Annotated in this window: 19 protein-coding genes; 14 read left to right on the forward strand and 5 right to left on the reverse strand. The window is 60.2% G+C overall.

Features of this window, described 5'->3' with window-relative positions; all coding sequences use genetic code 11:
* The first annotated feature begins 192 nt into the window (after positions 1-192).
* Positions 193-2,013: a hypothetical protein gene (locus ACJ8M3_RS11490; protein ID WP_047572275.1), complete on the forward strand. Its 1,821-nt coding sequence runs from the start codon at positions 193-195 to the stop codon at positions 2,011-2,013.
* Between the two features lie 31 nt (positions 2,014-2,044).
* Here ACJ8M3_RS11490 and ACJ8M3_RS11495 read toward each other — a convergent pair whose 3' ends face one another.
* Both ACJ8M3_RS11495 and ACJ8M3_RS11500 read right to left on the reverse strand, forming a co-directional pair.
* Positions 2,045-2,188: a hypothetical protein gene (locus ACJ8M3_RS11495; RefSeq protein WP_157993241.1), complete on the reverse strand. Its 144-nt coding sequence runs from the start codon at positions 2,186-2,188 to the stop codon at positions 2,045-2,047.
* 66 nt (positions 2,189-2,254) lie between these two features.
* Entirely contained in the window at positions 2,255-3,106 is an 852-nt protein-coding gene (locus tag ACJ8M3_RS11500) for an ATP-grasp fold amidoligase family protein (RefSeq protein WP_033642258.1), read from the reverse strand.
* 155 nt (positions 3,107-3,261) lie between these two features.
* Here ACJ8M3_RS11500 and ACJ8M3_RS11505 point away from each other — a divergent pair, with 155 nt between their 5' ends.
* The 9 genes from ACJ8M3_RS11505 (at position 3,262) to ACJ8M3_RS11545 (ending at position 13,833) form a co-directional block, all read left to right on the forward strand.
* Positions 3,262-4,551, forward strand: a complete 1,290-nt coding sequence (locus tag ACJ8M3_RS11505) for an oligosaccharide flippase family protein (RefSeq protein ID WP_033642257.1) — start codon at positions 3,262-3,264, stop codon at positions 4,549-4,551.
* An 89-nt stretch (positions 4,552-4,640) separates the two neighbouring features.
* Entirely contained in the window at positions 4,641-5,405 is a 765-nt protein-coding gene (locus tag ACJ8M3_RS11510; RefSeq protein WP_046686606.1) for an arylamine N-acetyltransferase family protein, read from the forward strand.
* A gap of 123 nt (positions 5,406-5,528) precedes the next feature.
* Positions 5,529-6,158, forward strand: a complete 630-nt coding sequence (locus ACJ8M3_RS11515) for a response regulator transcription factor (protein WP_033642255.1) — start codon at positions 5,529-5,531, stop codon at positions 6,156-6,158.
* On the forward strand, positions 6,158-7,699 hold the full coding sequence (locus ACJ8M3_RS11520) for an MASE1 domain-containing sensor histidine kinase (RefSeq protein ID WP_089196744.1): 1,542 nt from the start codon (positions 6,158-6,160) through the stop codon (positions 7,697-7,699). Before ACJ8M3_RS11515 ends, ACJ8M3_RS11520 begins: the two co-directional genes overlap by 1 nt.
* 60 nt (positions 7,700-7,759) lie before the next feature.
* A complete protein-coding gene (gene uhpC / locus ACJ8M3_RS11525) occupies positions 7,760-9,088 on the forward strand; it encodes an MFS transporter family glucose-6-phosphate receptor UhpC (protein WP_226772964.1) in 1,329 nt (442 codons plus the stop codon).
* Positions 9,085-10,116, forward strand: a complete 1,032-nt coding sequence (locus ACJ8M3_RS11530; protein WP_046686604.1) for an ABC transporter substrate-binding protein — start codon at positions 9,085-9,087, stop codon at positions 10,114-10,116. Before uhpC ends, ACJ8M3_RS11530 begins: the two co-directional genes overlap by 4 nt.
* A 67-nt stretch (positions 10,117-10,183) precedes the next feature.
* A complete protein-coding gene (locus ACJ8M3_RS11535) occupies positions 10,184-12,262 on the forward strand; it encodes an ABC transporter permease (RefSeq protein ID WP_089191319.1) in 2,079 nt (692 codons plus the stop codon).
* 11 nt (positions 12,263-12,273) lie between these two features.
* Positions 12,274-13,320 (forward strand): ferric ABC transporter ATP-binding protein, encoded by a 1,047-nt coding sequence (fbpC, locus tag ACJ8M3_RS11540; RefSeq protein WP_033642250.1) that lies wholly within the window; start codon positions 12,274-12,276, stop codon positions 13,318-13,320.
* Between the two features lie 246 nt (positions 13,321-13,566).
* On the forward strand, positions 13,567-13,833 hold the full coding sequence (locus tag ACJ8M3_RS11545; protein WP_033642249.1) for a hypothetical protein: 267 nt from the start codon (positions 13,567-13,569) through the stop codon (positions 13,831-13,833).
* A gap of 41 nt (positions 13,834-13,874) precedes the next feature.
* Here ACJ8M3_RS11545 and dusC read toward each other — a convergent pair whose 3' ends face one another.
* The 3 genes from dusC to rhlE all read right to left on the reverse strand — a co-directional run bounded on the left by dusC (position 13,875) and on the right by rhlE (position 17,345).
* Entirely contained in the window at positions 13,875-14,807 is a 933-nt protein-coding gene (dusC, locus tag ACJ8M3_RS11550; protein WP_033652368.1) for a tRNA dihydrouridine(16) synthase DusC, read from the reverse strand.
* An 84-nt stretch (positions 14,808-14,891) separates the two neighbouring features.
* A complete protein-coding gene (locus ACJ8M3_RS11555) occupies positions 14,892-15,851 on the reverse strand; it encodes a D-2-hydroxyacid dehydrogenase family protein (RefSeq protein WP_060659815.1) in 960 nt (319 codons plus the stop codon).
* A 114-nt stretch (positions 15,852-15,965) separates the two neighbouring features.
* Positions 15,966-17,345: an ATP-dependent RNA helicase RhlE gene (gene rhlE, locus ACJ8M3_RS11560; RefSeq protein WP_033642246.1), complete on the reverse strand. Its 1,380-nt coding sequence runs from the start codon at positions 17,343-17,345 to the stop codon at positions 15,966-15,968.
* Positions 17,346-17,642: 297 nt separating this feature from the next.
* On the opposite strand from rhlE, the gene cecR reads away from it, so the two are divergent.
* Genes cecR through ACJ8M3_RS11580 form a run of 4 tightly spaced genes read left to right on the forward strand, consistent with a single transcriptional unit; the run spans position 17,643 to position 22,242 of the window.
* Entirely contained in the window at positions 17,643-18,341 is a 699-nt protein-coding gene (gene cecR, locus ACJ8M3_RS11565; protein WP_033642245.1) for a transcriptional regulator CecR, read from the forward strand.
* 18 nt (positions 18,342-18,359) lie between these two features.
* On the forward strand, positions 18,360-19,346 hold the full coding sequence (gene hlyD, locus ACJ8M3_RS11570; RefSeq protein WP_033642244.1) for a secretion protein HlyD: 987 nt from the start codon (positions 18,360-18,362) through the stop codon (positions 19,344-19,346).
* 8 nt (positions 19,347-19,354) lie between these two features.
* A complete protein-coding gene (locus tag ACJ8M3_RS11575) occupies positions 19,355-21,091 on the forward strand; it encodes an ATP-binding cassette domain-containing protein (protein ID WP_442514683.1) in 1,737 nt (578 codons plus the stop codon).
* Positions 21,088-22,242 carry an ABC transporter permease gene (locus ACJ8M3_RS11580; RefSeq protein ID WP_219229738.1) on the forward strand — a complete coding sequence of 385 codons (1,155 nt, stop codon included), beginning with the start codon at positions 21,088-21,090 and terminating at the stop codon, positions 22,240-22,242. The genes ACJ8M3_RS11575 and ACJ8M3_RS11580 overlap by 4 nt, the downstream gene beginning before the upstream one ends.
* Positions 22,243-22,254: the final 12 nt, after the last annotated feature.

Consider the following 22,254-nt stretch of genomic DNA (forward strand, 5'->3'; position numbering starts at 1 on the left):
ACGTGATGTTTGCTGGCGTCAGACACAACCCTGGACGCTTAATGCCCTCGCCTTAGCCTGTTAATTTATTCCTGCCGACCGGGATCATGAACGGGCTCCCTCTTCGGTCACAATGCCACTTACTTAAGCCTCCGCCTCTGCAACTGCCACATATTGCATCGGCCTCTTATCGTACCAAATGAGGGTTATTCCATGATTTCATTAAATGATTATGCCAATCTGCGCAACTATGCCGGCAGCGAAACCGCAGTGATGCTCGAAAACCGCTACCACCATGGCGTATTTACCCGAGACGACGCGGATTCCACCAGTCAGGATAACGGTGTTACCCTGCTCGTCGACGCGCAAAACCGCCGCTGGAAGCGCATCATCAATGACGGCGATTACAGCATCGATTGGTGGCACCTGCCGGGCGATGAGCTGGATTACTCTCTGACCATCACCCGCGCTTGCAACTTCTTGCAGGTCAAAGGCGAAGAGTGGTGGCAACTGCCGATCCCGACGACCCCTGCGGGGATTACTCTGGTCGGCCCCGGCGGCGTACGCCCTTGTAAAACCACCGCCAACCTGAAGCTATGGAAAAACGCCGTCGATTTTAAGGGCACCATTCTTGATTTCAGCAGCGCGGCCAATATCGAGTGCGTACGCGTGCAATACTCTTTGGGTGCGCCGGCGATTTACAACCTGCGCATCGTCGGAGCGCCCGGCGCGGCGGCCAATCTGCGCGGCCTGTGCGTCTACAGCGATGCCTCGAACATGCACGGCCTGCCGGCCTGCCAACTGCTGGTGCAAAACGTCTGGCTGACTAACCTGCACAAGGGCATCGTCTTCGGCAACAACGCCTATATTCAGAGCTGGCACAGCATCATGGTGCGCGGTTGTGTGTGGCCAATTTGGTCGGAAACCACCGCCAACGCCGGCGAAAAAATCGTCTTCTACAAATGCCTGTTCGGCGACAGCCGAAACTACTATCAGGGCGTGCATACTTTGGCCTTCCGAGATTGCTCTTTCGATTACAGCGGCTTTAACAATGAAACCGAACAGTTGGCCAATACCGATTACGGCTTGTTTGATCTCAAAGGCGGCACGCTTGACTTTAAAAACTGCCACTTCGAATGGGGCAACGCCAACTGCCGCAACTATCGACCGGTATTTACCAGCGACAACGGCGGCACGGTAAAAATCAAAGACAGCCAATGGCACAGCGTGATGACTAACAACACCGATACCGGCAGCAAGGTGCCTTATCAATACGTTGAATATTTCTACTTCGATAAATCCAGCGATCTGAGCGGAAAATGTTATATCGATGGGTTCGATCTGGTGAACGCCGACATTAAAAAAGGCTGGTCCAACAACCACATCGAAATGAAAAAGATCGTCGCGCCTGGCTATGTCAACATGTGGCGTCTGCTCTATCTGGGCGATGGCGTCAACCATCTGCCGGAACCCACCTGGAAAGAGAGCAGTGCGCTGGCGCTGAATAATGTCTACGCCTTCGGCGGCGCACGCGTTTCGCAAACGGAAACCGCCGATTTGGCAGTAACGCTGCAAAACGGCGTGCTCACCGCCACCACCAAAACGGCGACAACGGCCGACAAGCGCATCGAGATCTACTTCCCGATCGCGAAAAATGATCTGGTGCTGTGGCGCGCCACGTTGGCAAACCTAAAAGGCCAGAACAGCCTTGATGTCACAATCGGCACCTACCAAGGAAAGTATGTGCTGAACGGCGATGCCGGCGTCACCACCTTGCTGGAAAAAGTCTGTCAGTGGGGCCGCACCGGCACAGTCACCCCGACCACTTCAGCAACGATGACCTCGGATCGCATTACCGCGCTCGACGTTGCCGAGTATTTGCCGCTGCCTGAGGGCTACGTTAATTACGCCCGCATCGCCATCGTGCTGAAAAACTTTGTCGGCAGCGCCGCTCAGCCAACCTCGGTGGACATTACCAAACTGCTGTGTCAAAAGATCGACATCGTCTCCCGCAACCCGCATAAATCCTGGTAACTGCACAGGCCCCATCAGGGGCCTGTTTTTGTTAATGCGCGGAATAACCGCCGTCGATGCAGTAGAAGGCGCCGGTGGCTTTCCCGCTATTTCTTTCCTGTCCTGTTTTCAACGCATCCAACTTGGGATGCGCTTCATGACTGAAGATCGCCTGCGCCACGAAACGACACTGCATTCGAAGAGGAACGCCGCGGCGTTTTTGGGCTGGCTGCGGGAACTGGCTCAACGCTCGGCATAGCGTTCAGGTTTTGGCCATCAGCTCGCCCAGCAGCAGGTTGGTGGCGCGCGGTTGGTACACTTCATTGCCTGCACCGGGGGTGAGCGTCAGCTCGCCGATATAGAGCCTGTCTTGCGTCAGGTAGAAATCGACCCGGCAGTAGTCCAGATCGGCGGCAACCGCTTGGGCGACCTCAATCATCTCATCCCAAAAGTCAGGCTTCGCGTGCAACGTGTTGATCTGGGGAATATCTTTCTGGGTAAAAAAGCAGTGATGCGCATGGCGGTCCAAAAACTCCAGCGACGTCGGCTCCGGGCCGCCCCGCAGCAACTCCACGAACAGATAAGGCTGGCTGCCGTTAAAAACATGCACTTTATAGTCGATCAATTCACCGTCGCGTTCGATGTCCAACAGGTTTTCAACCACAATTTGCAGTGGGATCTTCGCATAGTGCTTCTCACGAAAGCGCTTCCAATACGTTATTTTTGACCATTTCTTGAGAGTGCTTGCAACCTCATCATAACTCACTCGCGCTTTATCTCTGACAATCTTAACTTGCTGCGAGGCATTATTTGTTTTGATAACAAAAGATTGAGGCAACGACAAATAGTCTTGCTCAGTGAAGTTCTCCGTTATCATGATGACCGGCGTTAGGTATTTTTCCGAAACGCGACTGGATATATAATCCCTCACCGCCACCTTGTCCGCCAACAGGCTGAACTCTTCGCGCGGGTAGCGCATTCTGTGGTAAATCCTTTCGGAAAAACTTTTAGGATTCAAAAAGTTGACAAAGCTTCCGTGAGCAAAATAATGCGACAGCTGATAATAAATAAAGTCAGGCGAAACCTTATAGAGGTATTTTACGAATTTTCTCATTCCGTTGATTCATCCATTAATCCAACATAACAAAAGACCCAGCTAAAGTTTAAATGCAATTGACTTCAATTGTAAAATATAAAAAAAGCCTTGGTGATTATTAAAGGATAAAAAACGGAATAATCCTATATCATAAGGTATTCAGGGAAGCGTCAGTGAAACTAAAGATCATAGACTTCAGCATAATAAGAAACGCTTCCTGGATGATAGCGGAAAAGACGGTATCAATCCTCGGCGTTATATTCATCACCGCCTACATGGCCAAATATATTGGGCCGGAAAGCTTCGGAAAGATTACCTTTGCCACGGCGATTTTCGCCATTACCCAAACGTTGGCGCTGCTGGGGTCGGACACCATCCTCTTCAAACGCATTAGCCGTAATCCGCGCTCCGGCGCAGCGCTGATGTTCTCCACCAACCGGCTGAGGCAAGCCTGTTTCCTGGCCTTTTCTGCGATCATCTTGCTTTATACCGGGCTGCGGGAAGACTTCACGACCTTTTACTTTTGCGCCGCCACATTCCTGGCCTCGTTTTTTTCACTCAAAGACGTCTTCGCCATTTACCATGACGCCCGGCTGGAATCGCGTTTCAATACCTTAGCCAACGTGGCCGGCTTAGCCAGCGCATTGTTGGCTCGCTGGCTGATCGTGTTTTTTGATCTGCACCTGTACTTTCTGGCCATCCCTATCGTGATGGTGTACCTCATCCCCTATCTGATCCGTCATCACCTTTATCATCGCCGCCATCCGGGCTTTTCGGCCCCCGGCCGTATTCGGCGCAAATATGTGCGCTATCTGCTCGCCAGCGGCCTGCCGTTGGCGGTATCCAATGTTTCCATCGCCATCTATACCCGGCTGGCGCAGCTGTTTTTGATGTGGTTCGTTTCCGCCGCGGTGCTGGGCATTTACTCGGTCGCCATTACCCTGGCGACCGCCTGGATGTTCGTTACCGATGCCGTCATCACCTCGTTCTTCGCGAAAATATTCGCCTATCGGCGCGAAGACGCGATGCGCGCCGCGGCCAAACTGAATGGGTTGGTGCTGGCCATCGCCTTAGCCATCGTCGCCGGGATCGTTTGGCTGGGCAAACCGGTCATCGCACTGTTGTACGGCGAGCAATACCTGGCGGCCTATGCCGCCATGGGGGTGTTGGCCGTCGCCACCCTGCTCTCCGCCCTGGGGACCGTGGCCTATAAATACATCGTGCTGTTTTCCGGTTACAGCTTCCTTTCCCGCAAAATGTTGTTGGTGTTTATCATTAACATTCCTCTGTCATACGGCCTGATTCGGCAATACGGCATGATGGGCGCCGCTTACAGCACCTTGCTGACCGAACTGCTGTCATTGACCGTACTCAACTATCTCTTTCAGCGGGGTGCCGTACTGAAAATGCATCTGCGCTCACTGAACCCGGCGCTTTACCTAAGACGCCCGTCGGGAAAGTAATCCGGCTGCCGTGGCGCAGCACGTAATGCGCTCACAAACGCCGCAAAGCCCGCTATTTTATGCCTACTTTTTCTCATGCGAGACTCCCTGTGGATACCCAACGCTACCTGCAGCATATCGGCTTTACCGGTGCCGCCCGCCCAGACCTCCCCACGTTGCAACAGCTGCACCATCGCCACATGCTGAGCGTCCCGTTCGAGAACCTGAGCATTATTTATCATCAGGGCATTCAACTGGCGCCGGAGGCGCTGTTCAGCAAGGTGGTCGAGCGTAACCGCGGCGGTTTCTGTTATGAGCTGAACACGCTGTTCGCCCTGCTGCTGCGAGAGCTCGGCTTCAAGGTGAGCTTCATCTCCGGCGAGATCCGCGCGCGCGACGGCCATTTCGGCCCGCCCTACGACCACCTGGCGCTGCGGGTGGATCTGGAAGATCAAGCATGGCTGGTAGACGTCGGTTTCGGCGATTCCTTCCTGACGCCGCTCAAAATCGTCGTTGCCGAGCCGCAACCGCAGGCCAGCGGCACCTTCCACCTGGAGCAGGAAGGCGAGTATTACCTGCTGGAGCGCCGCAACGGCGACCAACGCTCGCATGCCAAAACCCTATATCGCTTTACCGTTCAGCCGCGCGAATTGCATGAGTTCGACGAGATGTGCCACTTCCACAGCACTTCGCCGCAGTCGCATTTCACCCAACGCCTGGTGTGCTCACGGCCGACGGAACACGGCCGGGTGACCCTCAGCGACATGAAGCTGATCGTGACTGAAGATCACCAGCGCCACGAAACGACGCTGCATTCGGAAGAGGAACGCCGCGCCGCGCTGTGGCAGCATTTCGCCATCGATGTGGATCGTTGACGGCGCGGGCGACGCCCTTTTATTACGATTCTGTTACATCGATTGCATAACCGCGCTTGGCTGATTGCCAGCATCGCGGCGGCAGGCATCATAGGATCATGATTCGGCAACAGAGTGCGAAAAATGATCCGTGTGATACTGGTCGATGACCATGTGGTGGTGCGCTCCGGCTTTGCGCAATTGCTCAGCCTCGAAGCAGACATCGACGTGGCGGGGCAATACAGCAGCGCGGCGGCGGCCTGGCCGGCGCTGCTGCGCGACGACGTCAGCGTCGCGGTGATGGACATCGCCATGCCGGATGAAAACGGCCTGAGCCTGTTGAAACGCCTGCGGGCGCAGAAGCCGCAGTTTCGCGCGATCATACTCAGCATTTATGACTCCCCCACCTTCGTGCAGAGCGCGCTGGATGCCGGCGCCAGCGGTTATCTGACTAAACGCTGCGGGCCGGAAGAGCTGGTGCAGGCGGTGCGCTCCGTCGATATGGGCGGCCATTACCTGTGCGCCGACGCGCTGCGGGCGCTGCGCGGCGGCGAGCAGCCGGCCACGGCGCTGGAAGTGCTGACCCCGCGCGAGCGTGAAATCTTCGAGCTGCTGGTCAAAGGCGACAGCGTAAAGGAGATCGCTTTCAAGCTCGATCTCAGCCATAAAACGGTACACGTACATCGCGCCAACGTCCTGGGCAAGCTGCAGTGCAACAGCACCATCGAGCTGGTGCATTTCGCCCTCGATCATCAGCTGCTGGCGGGGCATTGATGTCACTCCGCTCACGGCGCTGGGTTATCTCGCTGTTTATCCTGTTGGCCTGGGGCAGCGGCTGGCTGATGCTGTGGACGCTCGGTTTCTATCTGACCCACAACGGCAATCAGGCGGCGCTGTTTCTGCCCCACGGCGTCTATCTCGCGCTGCTGATCTTGCTGGGGCGGCGCTATTGGCCCGCCCTGATAGCGCCGCCGGCGCTGCTGCTGTTCTGGCTGCACGGCGAACGCCTGCTGAGCGGCTACGGCCTGCTGGCCGCCCCGTTCATCACCCTGATCCCGGCTCTTCTCGCGCAACGGGTCTGGCGTCGTTTTCCGCTCTACTGGCAACGGCTGACGCTGCTGCTGGCCGCAGTGACCGCCGCCTCGCTGCTCAATACCGCCCTGCTGTCGCCTTTCGCGCAGAGCCCGGCGATGCTGCTCGGCCTGGCGTCGTTTACCGGCGGTGTTTTGTTGACCCCGTTCGTCTACCTGATCTTTGAATTTCTGCGCCAGCAGCACCGCTACCATCTGCTGGGGCTGGACACCGCCAACCCGCCGCTGCGCGCGTCCTTAATCATCTGGTGCAGCCTGTTTTTCGTTATCGGCATCGGTACGCAGATGGTGCTGTCGCCGGAAATCGAGCGCCTGCTGCTGATCGTGGTGTTTTTGCCGAACGTGGTGATGGCGTGGAAGTTCGGTTGGCAGGGCGGCGTGCTGTCCGGCCTGCTCGGCAGCATGATGATCACCCTCGCGCGGCAGGTCGGCGTGGGGTTCGGCAATCTGGTCGAGCTGGAAATCTTTCTGGCGACCCAGGCGCTGCTCGGCATCGGTCTGGGCATTGCCATCAGCCGTCAGCAGCACCTGGCGCAAAACCTGCACCACTATCGCCGACGCCTGGAAGAAGAGTTGGCGGCGCGGCGGGCGTTGACCGAAAAACTGATCCACACCGAAGAAGACACGCGAAAGAACCTGGCGCGCGAGCTGCACGATGAAATCGGCCAGAACATCACCGCCATTCAAATTCAGTCGCAGCTGGTCAAACGGGCGCACGATCCGGCGCAAACCCAGGCCGCCGCGCACCAGATAAGCGATCTCGCCCGGCGCATTCATCACTCCACGCGCCAGCTGCTGCGCCAACTTCGCCCGCCCGCGCTGGACGAGCTGGCGTTCAAAGACGCGCTTCACCACCTGCTGAGCGAATTCGCCTTTAGCGAACGGGGCATCCGTTGCCGTTTCGACTACCGCCTGACCGACACGCCCGCCGGCGAGACGGTGCGCTTCACCCTCTACCGGCTGCTGCAAGAGCTGCTCAACAACGTGTGCAAACACGCCGAGGCCAGCGAAGTCGCCATCGTTTTGTATCAGCAAGGCGCCATGTTGCACCTCGAAGTACGGGACAACGGCGTCGGCATCCATGCGGGCAACGCGCCGGGCTTCGGCATTCAGGGAATGCGCGAACGGGTCAGCGCGCTCGGCGGCGAACTGACGCTGGAAACGCAGCGAGGCACCCGGGTAATTGTTAACCTGCCCACAAATTTGCAACAAACCGCCGACTAACTAGGAAAAAGTCTTAGCCACTCCGGACTTTATCTCATCCCCTTTCCTTTTCACCTTCTTATAGTCAGCACCAGGGAGGCGGCTATGCAAGCACGCTCGGCATCTGAAATCGATCATCGTTACCGCGCGCTGCGCCCGCGGCTGCTGCTGTACATGGTCATCGGGTACGCCGCCTTTTACCTGACACGCAAAAGCGTGAATTACGTGCTGCCGGCGCTGCAAACGGATTTGGGGCTGGATAAAGGAGACATCGGCCTGCTCGGCTCGCTGTTTTATCTGAGCTACGGCCTGTCGAAATTCGTCGCCGGGTTATGGCACGACGGCCATGGGCAGCGCGGGTTTATGGGGATCGGCCTGTTCGCCACCGGTTTGCTGAACGTGGCGTTCGCCTTCGGCGAATCGCTGACGCTGCTGCTGGCGGTCTGGGCGCTGAACGGCTTCTTTCAGGGCTGGGGCTGGCCGCCCTGCGCGCGGCTGCTGACCCACTGGTATTCGCGCAACGAGCGCGGCTTCTGGTGGGGCTGCTGGAATATGTCGATCAACCTCGGCGGCGCGATTGTGCCGCTGATCAGCGCCTTCGCCGCCCAGCGCTGGGGCTGGCAGGCGGCGATGTTGATCCCGGGGGCCGTCAGCATGGTGCTGGGCATCTGGCTCACGCGGCAGCTGACAGGCACGCCGCAGGAAGAAGGCCTGCCGTCGGTCGGCCAGTGGCGCCACGATCCGCTGGAGCTGCGCCAGGAACAGCAAAGCCCGCCGATGGGGCTGTGGCGAATGTTGCGCACCACGATGCTGAAGAACCCGATGATCTGGTTGCTCGGCGTCTCTTACGTGCTGGTCTACCTGATCCGCATTGCGTTGAACGACTGGGGCAACCTGTGGCTGACGGAAAGCCACGGCGTCAACCTGCTCAGCGCCAATGCGACAGTGATGCTGTTCGAGATAGGCGGCCTGCTCGGCGCGCTGTTCGCCGGCTGGGGCTCGGATGTGCTGTTCGGCGGGCAGCGCGCGCCGATGATTCTGCTGTTCACGCTCGGGCTGATGGTGTCCGTCGCCGCGCTGTGGCTGGCGCCGGTGCACCACTACGCGCTGCTGGCGGGCTGTTTCTTTACGGTGGGCTTTTTTGTCTTCGGCCCACAGATGCTGATTGGCCTCGCCGCCGTGGAATGCGGGCACAAAGGCGCCGCGGGCTCCATCACCGGCTTTCTCGGCCTGTTCGCCTATCTGGGGGCGGCGCTGGCGGGCTGGCCGCTGTCGCGGGTCATCGAAGGCTACGGCTGGTCAGGCATGTTCAGTTTGCTGTCGATCGCCGCCGTTCTTATGGGTTTATTGCTGATGCCGCTGCTGATGGCGAGCGTTACCACCTCTACCGAGAGAAGGATAAAACAATGAAAAAAACGTGGGTCACTACCCTGATAGCGTCCGGCATCGCGCTGGCGACCCTGAGCGGCGCCGCGCACGCCAAGGGCCGCCTGGTGGTCTACTGCAGCGCCACCAATGAAATGTGCGAAGCGGAAACCAAAGCCTTCGGCGAGAAATATGACGTGAAAACCGCGTTCATCCGCAACGGATCCGGCAGTACGCTGGCGAAAGTGGACGCCGAGAAGAAGAACCCGCAGGCGGACGTCTGGTACGGCGGTACGCTCGATCCGCAATCCCAGGCCGGTGAAATGGGGCTGCTGCAGCCGTACAAATCGCCGAATCTCGACCAGGTGATGACGCAATTCCGCGATCCGGCCAAGCTGAAAGGCAACTACTCCTCGGCGGTCTACGTCGGCATTCTCGGCTTTGGCGTCAATACCCAGCGCCTGAAAGAGAAAAATCTGCCGGTGCCCAAGTGCTGGAAAGACCTGACCAAGCCGGAATACAAAGGCGAGATTCAAATCGCCGATCCGCAAAGCTCCGGCACCGCCTACACCGCGCTGGCGACCTTTGCCCAGCTGTGGGGAGACGATCAGGCGTTCGCTTACCTCAAACAGCTGAACGCCAACGTCTCGCAGTACACCAAGTCCGGCATTGCCCCGGCGCGCAACGCCGCCCGCGGCGAAACGGCGATCGGCATCGGTTTCCTGCATGATTACTCGCTCGAAAAGGAACAGGGCGCGCCGCTTGAGCTTATCTCGCCGTGTGAAGGCACCGGCTACGAAATCGGCGGCGTCAGCATCCTCAAAGGCGCGCGCAACCTCGACAACGCCAAGCTGTTCGTGGATTGGGTGTTGTCGAAAGAGGCGCAGGAGCTGGCGTGGAAGCAAGGCAAGTCCTATCAGATCCTGACCAACACCACCGCCGATACCTCGCCGAACTCGCTGAAGCTCGACGACCTGAAGCTGATCAACTACGACATGGACAAGTACGGTTCGACCGACGTCCGCAAGGCGCTGATCAATAAATGGGTCAGCGAAGTCAAGATGGGTAAATAAGCCCACATTCTGCGCCTGTTGCCGGGTAAGCCTCACGGCTTGCCCGGCCTGAACATCCGGGAAACTTATGTCACATACACATGCACTCCATCTCGTGAAAAAACGAGATGCGATATCCCTTTGGGTTTTGCTTGGCTGGCTGGCGTTCGCCCTGCTGCCGAGCTGGAGCCTGGATTACGGCCTGCTGGAGTCCACCGGCGAAGAGATCCTCGCGGCCTACGGCTGGTCACACCGCAATATCAGCTGGCTTTGGTGCCTGCTGCCGAGCCTGCTGCTGCTGCGCCCTTACGCTGCGGCGGGCCGTGAGCAGCGGCGCCGCCACGCGTTCGATGCCGGCTGGGCGCTGCTGTGCATGGCCTTTATCGTTGTCAGCGCCACGGTGGCGGGACGCGGTTTAGGCTACGCCACCCTGGTGCAGTTGACCGCGCTGGGCGCCATCATGACGCTGGCGCTGACCCGCCTCGACTGGCTGGGCGGCGACCGTTTCGTTATCGGCGCGCTGGTCACCATCGTGGCGCTGATCGGCGTCTTCATCGTCTGGCCGAGCATCGCGATTTTCATTCCGATGTTCACCGACCAGACGGGCGCGTTCGCGCCGCTGGCCTTTATGAACGTGCTGTCGCAGGCGCATATCATTCAGGTGATCCTCAACTCCATCGCCCTGTCGATCGCGGTGGGCGCCGGCTGCACCTTTTTCGGCCTGGTGCTGGCGATTTACACTACCCGCATCGCCAGGCGCAGCGCCATTATCGGCCGCATCTTCTCCATCTTGCCCATCGTCACGCCGCCGTTCGTCGTCGGGCTGGGCGTCACGCTGATGATGGGGCGCTCCGGCTACGTCACCGAGTGGATGGTGGCCTGGTTCGGTTTGACCAACACCAACTGGCTGTACGGCTTTACCGGCATCTGGCTGGCGCAGGTGCTGGCGTTCACCCCGATGGCGTTCATGATCCTCGACGGCGCGATCAAGACCATTCATCCTTCGCTGGAAGAGGCCTCCTACACCCTGCGCGCCAGCCGCTGGCAAACCTTTAACGGCGTGTTCGTGCCGCTGCTGAAACCGGCGCTGGCCAACGCGTTTTTGATCGTGGTGGTGCAATCGCTGGCTGATTTCAGCAACCCGCTGGTGCTCGGCGGCAACTTCGACGTGCTGGCGACGCAAATCTATTTTTACATCACCGGTTCGCAGCTCGATTATCAGGCCGCCAGCACCCTCGGCGCCTTCCTGCTGCTGTTCTCACTGCTGGTGTTCTGCATCCAGTATATGTGGATCGGCAAACGTTCCTACGTCACCGTGTCCGGCAAATCGTATCGCGGCGACGTGCAGCCGCTGCCGGTCACGCTGGTGTGGGGCGTGATCGCGCTGCTGGCGGTGTGGGTAGCCTTTAACGCCCTGCTATACGGCAGCATTTTCTACGGCAGCTTCACCGTCAACTGGGGAGTGGATTACACGCTGACGCTGGATAACTTCATCAAACTGTTCGGCCAGGGCATGAGCGACGGCGCGTGGCCTTCGCTGCTCGACACGCTGCTGTACGCCGGGATCGCCGCGCCGATCACCGCCGCGTTCGGCCTGCTGATCGCCTGGATCGTGGTGCGCCAACAGTTCAAGGGCAAAAAGACCATCGAGTTCACCACCATGCTGTGCTTTGCGGTGCCGGGTACCGTGGCCGGCGTCTCTTACATTCTCGCCTTTAACGGCGCGCCGGTGTACCTCACCGGGACGGCCGCCATCGTGATTATTTCGATGGTGATGCGCAACGTGCCGGTGGGCATTCGCGCCGGGATCGCCGGGCTGGGCCAGATAGACAAATCGCTGGACGAAGCCTCGCTCAGCCTGCGCGCCGGCTCGCTGCGCACCATCACGCACATCCTGCTGCCGCTGCTGCGCCCGGCTATCCTGTCGGCGCTGATCTACAGCTTCGTGCGCGCCATCACCACCGTCAGCGCCATCGTCTTCCTGGTCACCCCCGATACCCGCGTGGCCACCGCCTACATCCTCAACCGCGTGGAAGACGGCGAATACGGCGTGGCGATCGCCTACGGTTCAATTCTGATCGTGGTGATGCTGGCGATTATTTTCCTCTTTGACTGGCTGATCGGCGAGGCACGCATCTCCCGTTCAAAAGCCAAAAACCAGGCGTAATGGAGCCCATGATGAGCCAGAAAAATTTCGTTGAACTGCGTAACGTCTCCAAACGGTTCGGCAGCAACACGGTAATCGATAACATCACGCTCACCATCCCACGGGGGCAAATGGTGACGCTGCTCGGCCCTTCCGGCTGCGGCAAGACCACCATTTTGCGCCTGGTCGCCGGGCTGGAAAAACCGAGCGACGGGCAGATATTCATTGATGGTGAAGACGTCACCCATCGTTCCATCCAGCAGCGTGACATCTGCATGGTATTCCAGTCTTATGCCCTGTTCCCGCACATGTCGCTGGGGGAGAACGTCGGCTATGGCCTGAAGATGCTCGGCATTCCGCGCGCCGAAGTGAAAGCGCGCGTGCAGGAAGCGCTGGCGATGGTGGACTTGGCGGGGTTCGACGATCGCTATGTCGATCAGATCTCCGGCGGCCAACAGCAGCGCGTGGCGCTGGCGCGCGCGCTGATCCTCAAGCCGAAAGTGCTGCTGTTCGACGAGCCGTTGAGCAACCTCGACGCCAACCTGCGCCGCAGCATGCGCGAAAAGATCCGCGAGCTGCAAAAGCAGTTTGATATCACGTCGCTGTACGTCACCCACGATCAGAGCGAGGCTTTTGCAGTCTCCGACACCGTACTGGTGATGAACAAGGGGCATATCATGCAGATGGGCTCGCCGCAGGATCTCTATCGGCAGCCCGCCTCGCGCTTTATGGCGAGCTTTATGGGGGACGCCAACCTGTTCCCGGCCAGCTTCAGCGCCGATCATGTCGATATCAGCGGCTATCGCCTGCCGCGCCCGGCGCATTTTGCCGCCCAGGGCGCCGGCACGGTGGGCGTGCGGCCGGAAGCGATCACGCTGAGCGAGCATGGCGATGAAAGCCAGCGCTGCGAGATCCAGCATGTCGCCTACATGGGGCCGCAGTATGAGGTGACGGTGGCGTGGCACGGGCAACAGATTTTGCTGCAGGTTAACGCCACCCGCCTGCAACCGAACGTCGGCGAGCAGTATTATCTGGAAATTCACCCCTACGGCATGTTTATGCTGGCGGACGCGGCATAATCGGCCTCACGCTTAAGGGGTAGAATAACGGCCATCCCGAACGGGATGGCCGAAAATAATCGCCAAAAACACCGTATTTATCTATTTTTACAATTCCACCCAAGTCCTTGTTCAGCCGAAAAATAAATATAGCCACACCCACTCAAAAATAACCACCCAGACCACTCAGGGTGATATTTTTATTTAAATAGGGTAAGCTTGATCCCGCAGTCGAAATTATTTAACGGCCAACTCAAGGAGAAATTCATGAGCAACAATGCAAATGCACAGGCGCAGCTGGATAATTTACGCAATGTCGCTTCCCAGCTGAAGGAAATGCGCCACTACGCGCAGTCGAATATCGAGACGCTCTCCGCACACTGGCTGGCCTTCGATCAGGGGGAATGCAAAAATAAGGCATTCGCCGAAGCCATTAACGACCTATTGAATAAACAGGGCGCCTGTCTGGAAGGACTGGAAAAAACCATTCAGGATATCGAGATAGAATTAAACCGTCTTGATAAAGCCGCCTGATAATGCCGATTTAAATAAACCCGCCACGCGCGGGTTTATTTTCAGCTGCGGCAGATGACGCGCGCAATATCCCCGGACGTCGTCAGCGCGCGTATTTCGCTGAACAGTTCAGTTGCTTCATCATATTCTTTACGCAAATAACCCAGCCACTGTTTAATGCGCGCCACGTGATACAGGCCGGTGTCGCCCTGCTTTTCCAGATGGACGTATTTTTGCAGCAGCTCAACCACCTGCGGCCAGGGCATGCGCGGTTCGTTATATTTCACCACCCGGCTCAGGTTCGGCACGTTGAGCGCGCCGCGCCCCAGCATGATGGCGTCGCAGCCGGTCGTCTGCAGGCAATCCTGCGCGCTCTGGTAATCCCAGATCTCGCCGTTGGCGACAACCGGGATGCTCAGCCGCTGACGGATCTCGCCGATCGCCGCCCAGTTGATGCGATCCGCCTTGTAGCCGTCCTCTTTGGTGCGGCCGTGCACCGTCAGTTCGCTGGCGCCCGCCTGCTGCACCGCATCGGCGATTTCAAAGCTGCGATTGGAAGAGTCCCAGCCCAAGCGCACCTTCACCGTGACCGGCAGATGGGCCGGCACCGCCGCGCGCATCGCTTTGGCGCCCTGGTAGATCAATTCCGGATCTTTGAGCAGCGTCGCCCCGCCGCCGCTGCCGTTAACCAGCTTGGACGGGCAGCCGCAGTTGAGATCGACGCCGTAAGAGCCCAATTCCACCGCGCGCGCGGCGTTCTCCGCCAGCCACTGCGGGTACTGCCCCAGCAGCTGTACCCGCACCAGCGTGCCCGACGGCGTGCGGCTGGCGTGACGCAGCTCCGGGCACAGCCGATAGAACGACTTGGCCGGCAGCAGCTGATCGACCACGCGCAAAAATTCGGTGATGCACAGATCGTAGTCGTTCACTTCGGTGAGTAACTCACGCACCAAAGAGTCGAGAACGCCCTCCATCGGAGCCAATAATACGCGCATGACCAATCCCAGCTAAAAAAAGACCCGCAATAATACGGGTGAATGCCCGCGCCAGACAAGCCTCTGCGGGCATTAAAAACGCCATCAGCCCAGCCGACGGATCGGTTGACCGGCGAGAAACGCCGCAATGTCCTCGACCGCCTCGGTGAAGTAGGCGCGGTAGTTATCGTCCGCCACGTAACCCACATGCGGCGTCGCCAGCACGTTGGGCAGTTGACGAAACACATCGTCGGCCGGCAGCGGCTCCGTCTCGAACACGTCCAGCCCGGCGCCGGCAATCTTCCGCTGTTGCAGCACGTCCACCAGCGCCGCCCGATCGACGATCCCCGCGCGCGAGGTGTTGATCAGGTAAGCGGTGGGTTTCATCGCCGTCAATTCGTCCCGCCCTACCAGCCCGCGGCTGCGATCGCTCAGCACCAGGTGAATGGAGACAAAATCGCTCTGCTCGAACAGCGCCCGTTTGGACGGTGCCAGCAGGGCGCCCTCCTGCGCTGCCCGTTCCGCCGTCAGGTTCTGGCTCCAGGCCAACACCCGCATGCCGAACGCCTGTGCCACCCTGGCCATTTGGCCGCCGATCTTGCCCAGCCCCAGCAGCCCCAGCGTCTTCCCCTGCAGCGTGACGCCCAAGCCCAGCTGCCACGGGCCGTTGTTCCGCAGCCCGGCGCTTTCCGGCACGATATGCTTGGCCAGCCCGAGCAGCAGCGCCCAGGTCAACTCCATCGGCGCCGCCGACCCGCTGCGGGTGCCGCACACCACCACGCCGCGCTCGGCGGCGGCGGCCAAATCGATAGCGGCATTGCGCATGCCGGAGGTGATCAGCAGCTTCAGCTGCGGCAACCGCGCCAGCAACGAGGCGGTTATCGGCGTGCGCTCGCGCATGATGACCAGAATGTTGCATTCCTGCAGATGCACCGCCAGCTCCGCCTCATCGGTAAAGTGCGCGCTGATGGCGGACACCTCCACCCGATCGGCCAGCGCTGACCAATCCGCCATGTTGAGCGCCACCTGCTGGTAATCATCAAGAATTGCGCACTTCAATTTCATCTCCGTCTCCTGGAATGTAGGGGTAGCCACCGTCCAGCCTAGTACGAAAATGCCGTTCCGCCAGGCAAAAAAAAAAGCCGCCCATACAGGCGGCTTGCTTTTGCGCAATCGGGCTTATTCGGCCGGTTTGCGGTTGCGCGGGCGACGCGAGGCCGGCGCGCCGGAACGGCGCTGGCCGTCACCCTGCGGGCGAGCGTTGCCGTTACCGTTGCCACGGTTTTCACGCTGGCCGCCGTTGGCGTTACTGCTGCGCTGACCGCCGCCGTTACCGGAACGCTGGCCACCGCCGTTGCCGCGCGGCGCGCCGCGTCCGCCACCCTGGCGGCCGTTGATGATCGGCTCGGCCTTGATGGTCGGATCCGGCTCGTAGCCCGGCAGCGCAATGCGCGGAATTTCACGCTTCAGCAGACGCTCGATGTCGCGCAGCAGCTTGTGTTCATCCACGCACACCAGCGAGATGGCTTCGCCGGTACGCTCCGCGCGGCCGGTGCGGCCGATGCGGTGCACGTAGTCTTCCGGCACGTTAGGCAGCTCGTAGTTCACCACGTGCGGCAACTGGTCGATATCCAGACCGCGCGCCGCAATGTCGGTCGCCACCAGCACGCGGATGCGGCCGTCTTTAAAATCGGCCAGCGCACGGGTACGGGCGCCCTGGCTCTTGTTGCCGTGGATCGCCGCAGCGGTGATGCCGTCTTTGTTCAGCTGTTCCGCCAGGTGGTTGGCACCGTGCTTGGTGCGGGTAAAGACCAGCACCTGTTTCCAGTCGCCTTCGCCGATCATCTGCGACAGCAGTTCCCGCTTACGCTTCTTGTCGACGAAGTGCACGCTCTGCTCGATCTGCTCGGACGCGGTATTGCGGCGAGCCACTTCCACCGAGGCCGGGTTATGCAGCAGTTTGTTGGCCAGCGCCTTGATGTCGTCGGAGAAGGTGGCGGAGAACAGCAGGTTCTGGCGCTTGGCCGGCAGCTTGGCCAGCACGCGGCGGATGTCGTGGATAAAGCCCATGTCCAACATGCGGTCCGCTTCGTCCAGCACCAGAATTTCGATTTTGGACAGGTCAACCGCGTTCTGATGTTCCAGATCCAGCAGACGACCCGGCGTCGCCACCAGGATATCGACGCCGCCGCGCAGCTTCATCATCTGCGGGTTGATGCTCACGCCGCCAAACACCACCAGCGAACGCAGGCGCAGGTGTTTGCTGTAGGCATCGACGTTTTCGCCGATCTGCGCTGCCAGCTCACGGGTTGGCGTCAGGATCAACGCGCGCACCGGGCGACGGCCTTTGACCGGATGGTCATGCTTGCTCAGCAGCTGCAACAGCGGCAGGGTAAAACCGGCGGTTTTACCGGTGCCGGTCTGGGCGCTGGCCATCAGGTCACGACCTTCCAGCACGACAGGGATAGCCTGACGCTGAATTGGCGTCGGTTCGCGATAGCCCTGTTCTTCAACAGCGCGCACAATTTCAGCACTTAAGCCGAGGGTTTCAAATGACATAAAGAGAAAAACTCCAGATCCCCCCTAACCTAACAGTGTTCGGTGCAGTTTCCTGGGAGGATGATCAGACGGGGCATTAAGCATGACCACGAGGGATTGGCACAAACTGCAGTGCACCAGGCGGCGATTGTAACAGAAGTCGCGCAATAAAAAGCACTTTTACGTGCAGAGAGCACAATCTGCCGTAAATTCAGCATTATCTGAAGTCGGTCACATAACTCATTGTGGTTAGCGGTTGCGTTTTAAACAATCTGGCATAAAGTTAATCATATGATTGATTAACTTTGAGCGTGACCTATGCCAGCTTCCGTCCCTCATCAGGCCGCCGGCCGGGCGCGCGGCGAGCAAACGCGCCGGCAACTGCTCGCCGCGGCGACCGACCTGTTCGGTGAATATGGCCTGCAGGGCGCCACCACCCGCGATATTGCCCAGCGCGCCGGCCAGAATATCGCCGCCATCACCTACTACTTCAGCTCCAAAGAGGGGCTGTATCTGGCCGTGGCGCAGTCGCTCGCCGATTTCATCCAGCAGGCATTCGCCCCGCTGGCCGAAGAGGTCGATCGCTTTGGGCAGCAGCCTGCCGCACAGCGATCGCCCGACGCGGCGCTGCGTTTGCTGCAGCGTGGCCTGCTGGCCTTCAGCGAGCTGATGACCCAGCCGCACACGTTGAATCTGAGCAAAATCATGTCGCGCGAACAGCTCGCCCCAACCGACGCCTACCCGCTGATCCACCGCCAGGTGATCGCGCCGATGCACGAACGGCTGTGCCGCCTGCTGTCGGCCGCCACCGGCATCGACGAACGCGCTGCCCGCCTCGTGTTGCATACCCATGCGCTGATCGGCGAGGTGCTGTCGTTCCGCGTAGCGCGGGAGACCATCCGCCGTCAGGCCGGCTGGCAAGAGATTGGTGAGGGCGAAGCGGCGCAAATCGCGGCGGTGCTGAGCGAGCATATCGAGATTTTAGTTATTGGGCTGCGCCAACGTCACGGCGCGTAAATTCAGGCAGGGAGTGTTATGAACAAAAAACGCAGTGCCTTGATCGTGTTGTTGATTCTGCTGATCGCGGCCGTCGCTTACGGGGTATGGCATTACCAACAGCAGCAAGAGCGGCCGCTGACGCTGTACGGCAACGTCGATATCCGCACGGTCAACCTCGGCTTTCGCGTCGACGGCCGCCTGGCGTCGCTGACGGTGGATGAAGGCGATACCGTTCAGCCGGGCCAGCTGCTCGGCAAGCTGGACGATGCTCCCTACCGCAACGCGCTGCAACAGGCCGAAGCCAACGTCGGCAGCGCGCGCGCCAAACTGTCGCTGCTGCAGGCCGGCTATCGCAGCGAAGAGATAGCCCAGGTGCAGTCAGAAATGGCGCAGCGCCAGTCCGCTTTCGCCTACGCCGACAGTTTCCTGAAGCGCCAGCAAGGGCTGTGGGCGAAAAACGCCACCTCCGCCGACGCGCTGGAGGATGCGCGCACCGCCCGCAATCAGGCGCTGGCCAATCTGCAAGCGGCGAAAGACAAACTGTCGCAATACCGCAGCGGCAACCGCCCGCAAGAAATTGAACAGGCCAAGGCCGAGGTGGCGCAAAGCGAAGCGGCGTTGGCGCAGGCGCAATTGAACCTGCAAGACGCCACGCTGCTCTCCCCTTCCGCCGGCACGGTGCTGACCCGTGCGGTAGAGCCGGGCACCATGCTCGGCGCCGGCGGCACGGTGTTCACCCTGTCGTTGACCCGGCCGGTGTGGGTGCGCGCCTACGTCAACGAAACCAGCCTGAACCAGGCTGTGCCCGGCACCGAGCTGGAGATCTACACCGACGGCCGCCCCGGCAAGCCTTACCACGGCAAGATCGGTTTCGTCTCGCCGACCGCGGAATTCACGCCGAAAAGCGTTGAAACGCCGGATCTGCGCACCGATCTGGTGTACCGCCTGCGGGTGATCGTCACCGACGCCGACGATGCGCTGCGTCAGGGCATGCCGGTCACCCTGCGCTTCGCCAAACCCTGAGGCCGGCCATGGAACAGGCGCACACCATCGAGTTGGAAGGGCTGGAAAAGCGCTTCCCGTCGCTTGAGAAACCGGCGGTCGCCAGCCTGACCACCACCCTGCGCAGCGGCGCGGTCATCGGACTGGTCGGCCCGGACGGCGCCGGCAAAACCACCCTGCTGCGCATGCTGGCCGGGCTGCTGAAGCCAAGCAGCGGCAAACTGCGGGTCGCCGGGCTGGATCCGATCGGCCAGGATCGCCAACTGCATGCGATCCTCGGCTACATGCCGCAGAAGTTCGGGCTGTATGAGGATCTGACGGTGATGGAGAACCTGACGCTGTACGCCGATCTGCGCGGCGTCACCGGCGATCTTCGCCGCCAGACCTTCGAACGGCTGCTGAAATTCACCGATCTGACCCGCTTCACCGAGCGCCTGGCGGGCAAGCTGTCCGGCGGCATGAAGCAGAAACTGGGACTGGCCTGCACGCTGGTGGGCGAACCTCAGGTGCTGTTGCTGGATGAACCGGGCGTCGGCGTCGATCCGATCTCGCGCCGCGAGCTGTGGCGCATGGTGCACGAGCTGGCCAACGACGGCATGTTGATCCTGTGGAGCACCTCTTATCTCGATGAGGCCGAGCAGTGTCGCGAAGTGCTGCTGCTCAACGAGGGCGAGCTGCTGTTCAGCGGCGCGCCGCAGGATCTGACCCAGCGCATGGCCGGACGCACGGTATTGATCGCCGCGCCGCCCGGCAGCCATCGATCGTTGCTGCAGCGGGCGATCTGCCTGCCGGCGGTCACCGACGGCGTGATCCAGGGCAAGTACCTGCGCCTGATCCTGAAAGAAGGCGAAGATCATCGGCAGCTGCTGCAGACGCTGGATCTGCCGGACGCCGAACTGGACGAAGCGGATCCGCGCTTCGAGGATGCGTTTATCGATCTGCTCGGCGGCGGCCCCAACCATCGCTCGGCGCTGGCGGAGATCATGCCGACCGTTGACGGCAAAGGCGGTGAAACGGTGATCGAAGCGGTGCAGTTGACCAAGAAATTCGGCGATTTCGCCGCCACCGATCACGTCGATTTTCAGGTACGGCGCGGCGAAATCTTCGGCCTGCTCGGCCCGAACGGCGCCGGCAAGTCCACCACCTTCAAAATGATGTGCGGCCTGCTGGTGCCGTCCGGCGGCAAGGCGCTGGTGCTGGGGATGGATCTGAAGACCAGTTCCGGCAAGGCGCGCCAACGCCTCGGCTACATGGCGCAAAAATTCTCGCTGTATGGCAACCTGACGGTGGCGCAGAACCTGAAGTTCTTCTCCGGGGTCTACGGCCTGAGCGGCAAGGCGCAGCGCGACAAAATCGACGAGATGTCCCGCGCCTTCAACTTCGCGCCGATCCTCGATCAGACGCCGGATGCCCTGCCGCTCGGCTTCAAGCAACGCCTGGCGCTGGCCTGCGCGCTGATGCACGAACCGGATATCCTGTTCCTCGACGAACCGACTTCCGGCGTCGATCCACTGACGCGGCGCGAGTTCTGGTTGCACATCAACGGCATGGTCGACAAGGGCGTCACGGTGATGGTGACCACCCACTTTATGGACGAAGCGGAGTACTGCGACCGCATCGGCCTGGTGTACCGCGGCAAAATCATCGCCGCCGGCACGCCGGACGATCTCAAACAGCAGGTGGCGCGCGACGACAATCCCAACCCCTCGATGGAGCAGGCATTTATCGAGCTGGTGCAGGGTTACGATGAGGAGGTATCACGGTGAGCGATAACCGCACCCCAATCGACGACGGCGGCTTCTCCTGGCGCCGGCTGCGCGCGCTGTGCCTGAAGGAAACGCGGCAGATACTGCGCGATCCCAGCAGCGGCCTGATCGCCTTCGTCATCCCGCTGATGCTGCTGTTTATCTTCGGCTACGGCATCAACCTGGACTCCAGCAAGCTGCATCTGGGCATTCTGATGGAGCAGCAGAGCGAAGACGCGCGCGATCTGGCCCAGGCGTTCGCCGGCTCGCCCTATATCGAACCGACCATCAGCGACAACCGCCAACAGCTGATCCAGCAGATGCAGGCCGGCACGATCCGCGGCCTGGTGGTGATCCCGGTGGATTTCGACCAGCGCATGGCGCGCCCGCACGACAGCGCCCCTATCCAGGTGATCACCGACGGCAGCGAGCCGAACACCGCCAACTTCGTGCAGGGCTATGCCCAGGGCGTATGGCAAATTTGGCAGCAGCAGCGCGCCACCGATCGGGGGAACAGCGACAAACCGCTGATTGACGTACAGATGCGCTACTGGTTCAACCCGGCGGCCATCAGCCGGCACTACATCATTCCCGGCGCCATCACCATCATCATGACGGTGATCGGCGCCATCCTCACCTCGCTGGTGATCGCCCGCGAATGGGAGCGCGGCACCATGGAGGCCCTGCTGTCCACCCAGGTGACGCGCAGCGAGCTGCTGCTCTCCAAGCTGATCCCTTATTACTTCCTCGGCATGGCCGCGATGGCGCTGTGCATGGCGGTGGCGGTATGGGTGCTCGGCGTGCCCTATCGCGGCTCCCTGCCGATCCTGCTGCTGATCAGCAGCCTGTTCCTCGCCAGCACCCTCGGCATGGGCCTGCTGATCTCCACCCTCACCCGCAATCAGTTCAATGCGGCGATGGTGGCACTGAACGCCGCCTTCCTGCCGTCGATCATGCTGTCCGGCTTTATCTTCCAGATCGACAGCATGCCGGCCATCGTGCGCGCGGTGACCTATATCATTCCGGCGCGCTACTTCGTCAGCACGCTGCAAACGCTGTTCCTGGCGGGCAACGTCGGCACCGTGCTGCTGATCAATCTGCTGTTCCTGATCGCTTCCGCCGTGGTGTTCATCGGCCTGACGGCCTGGAAAACCCAGCGCCGGCTGGATTGAGGAGAAAGAGCG

It is taken from the genome of Serratia sp. CY55921 (genome assembly GCF_052167655.1).
Classification (GTDB): domain Bacteria; phylum Pseudomonadota; class Gammaproteobacteria; order Enterobacterales; family Enterobacteriaceae; genus Serratia; species Serratia ureilytica.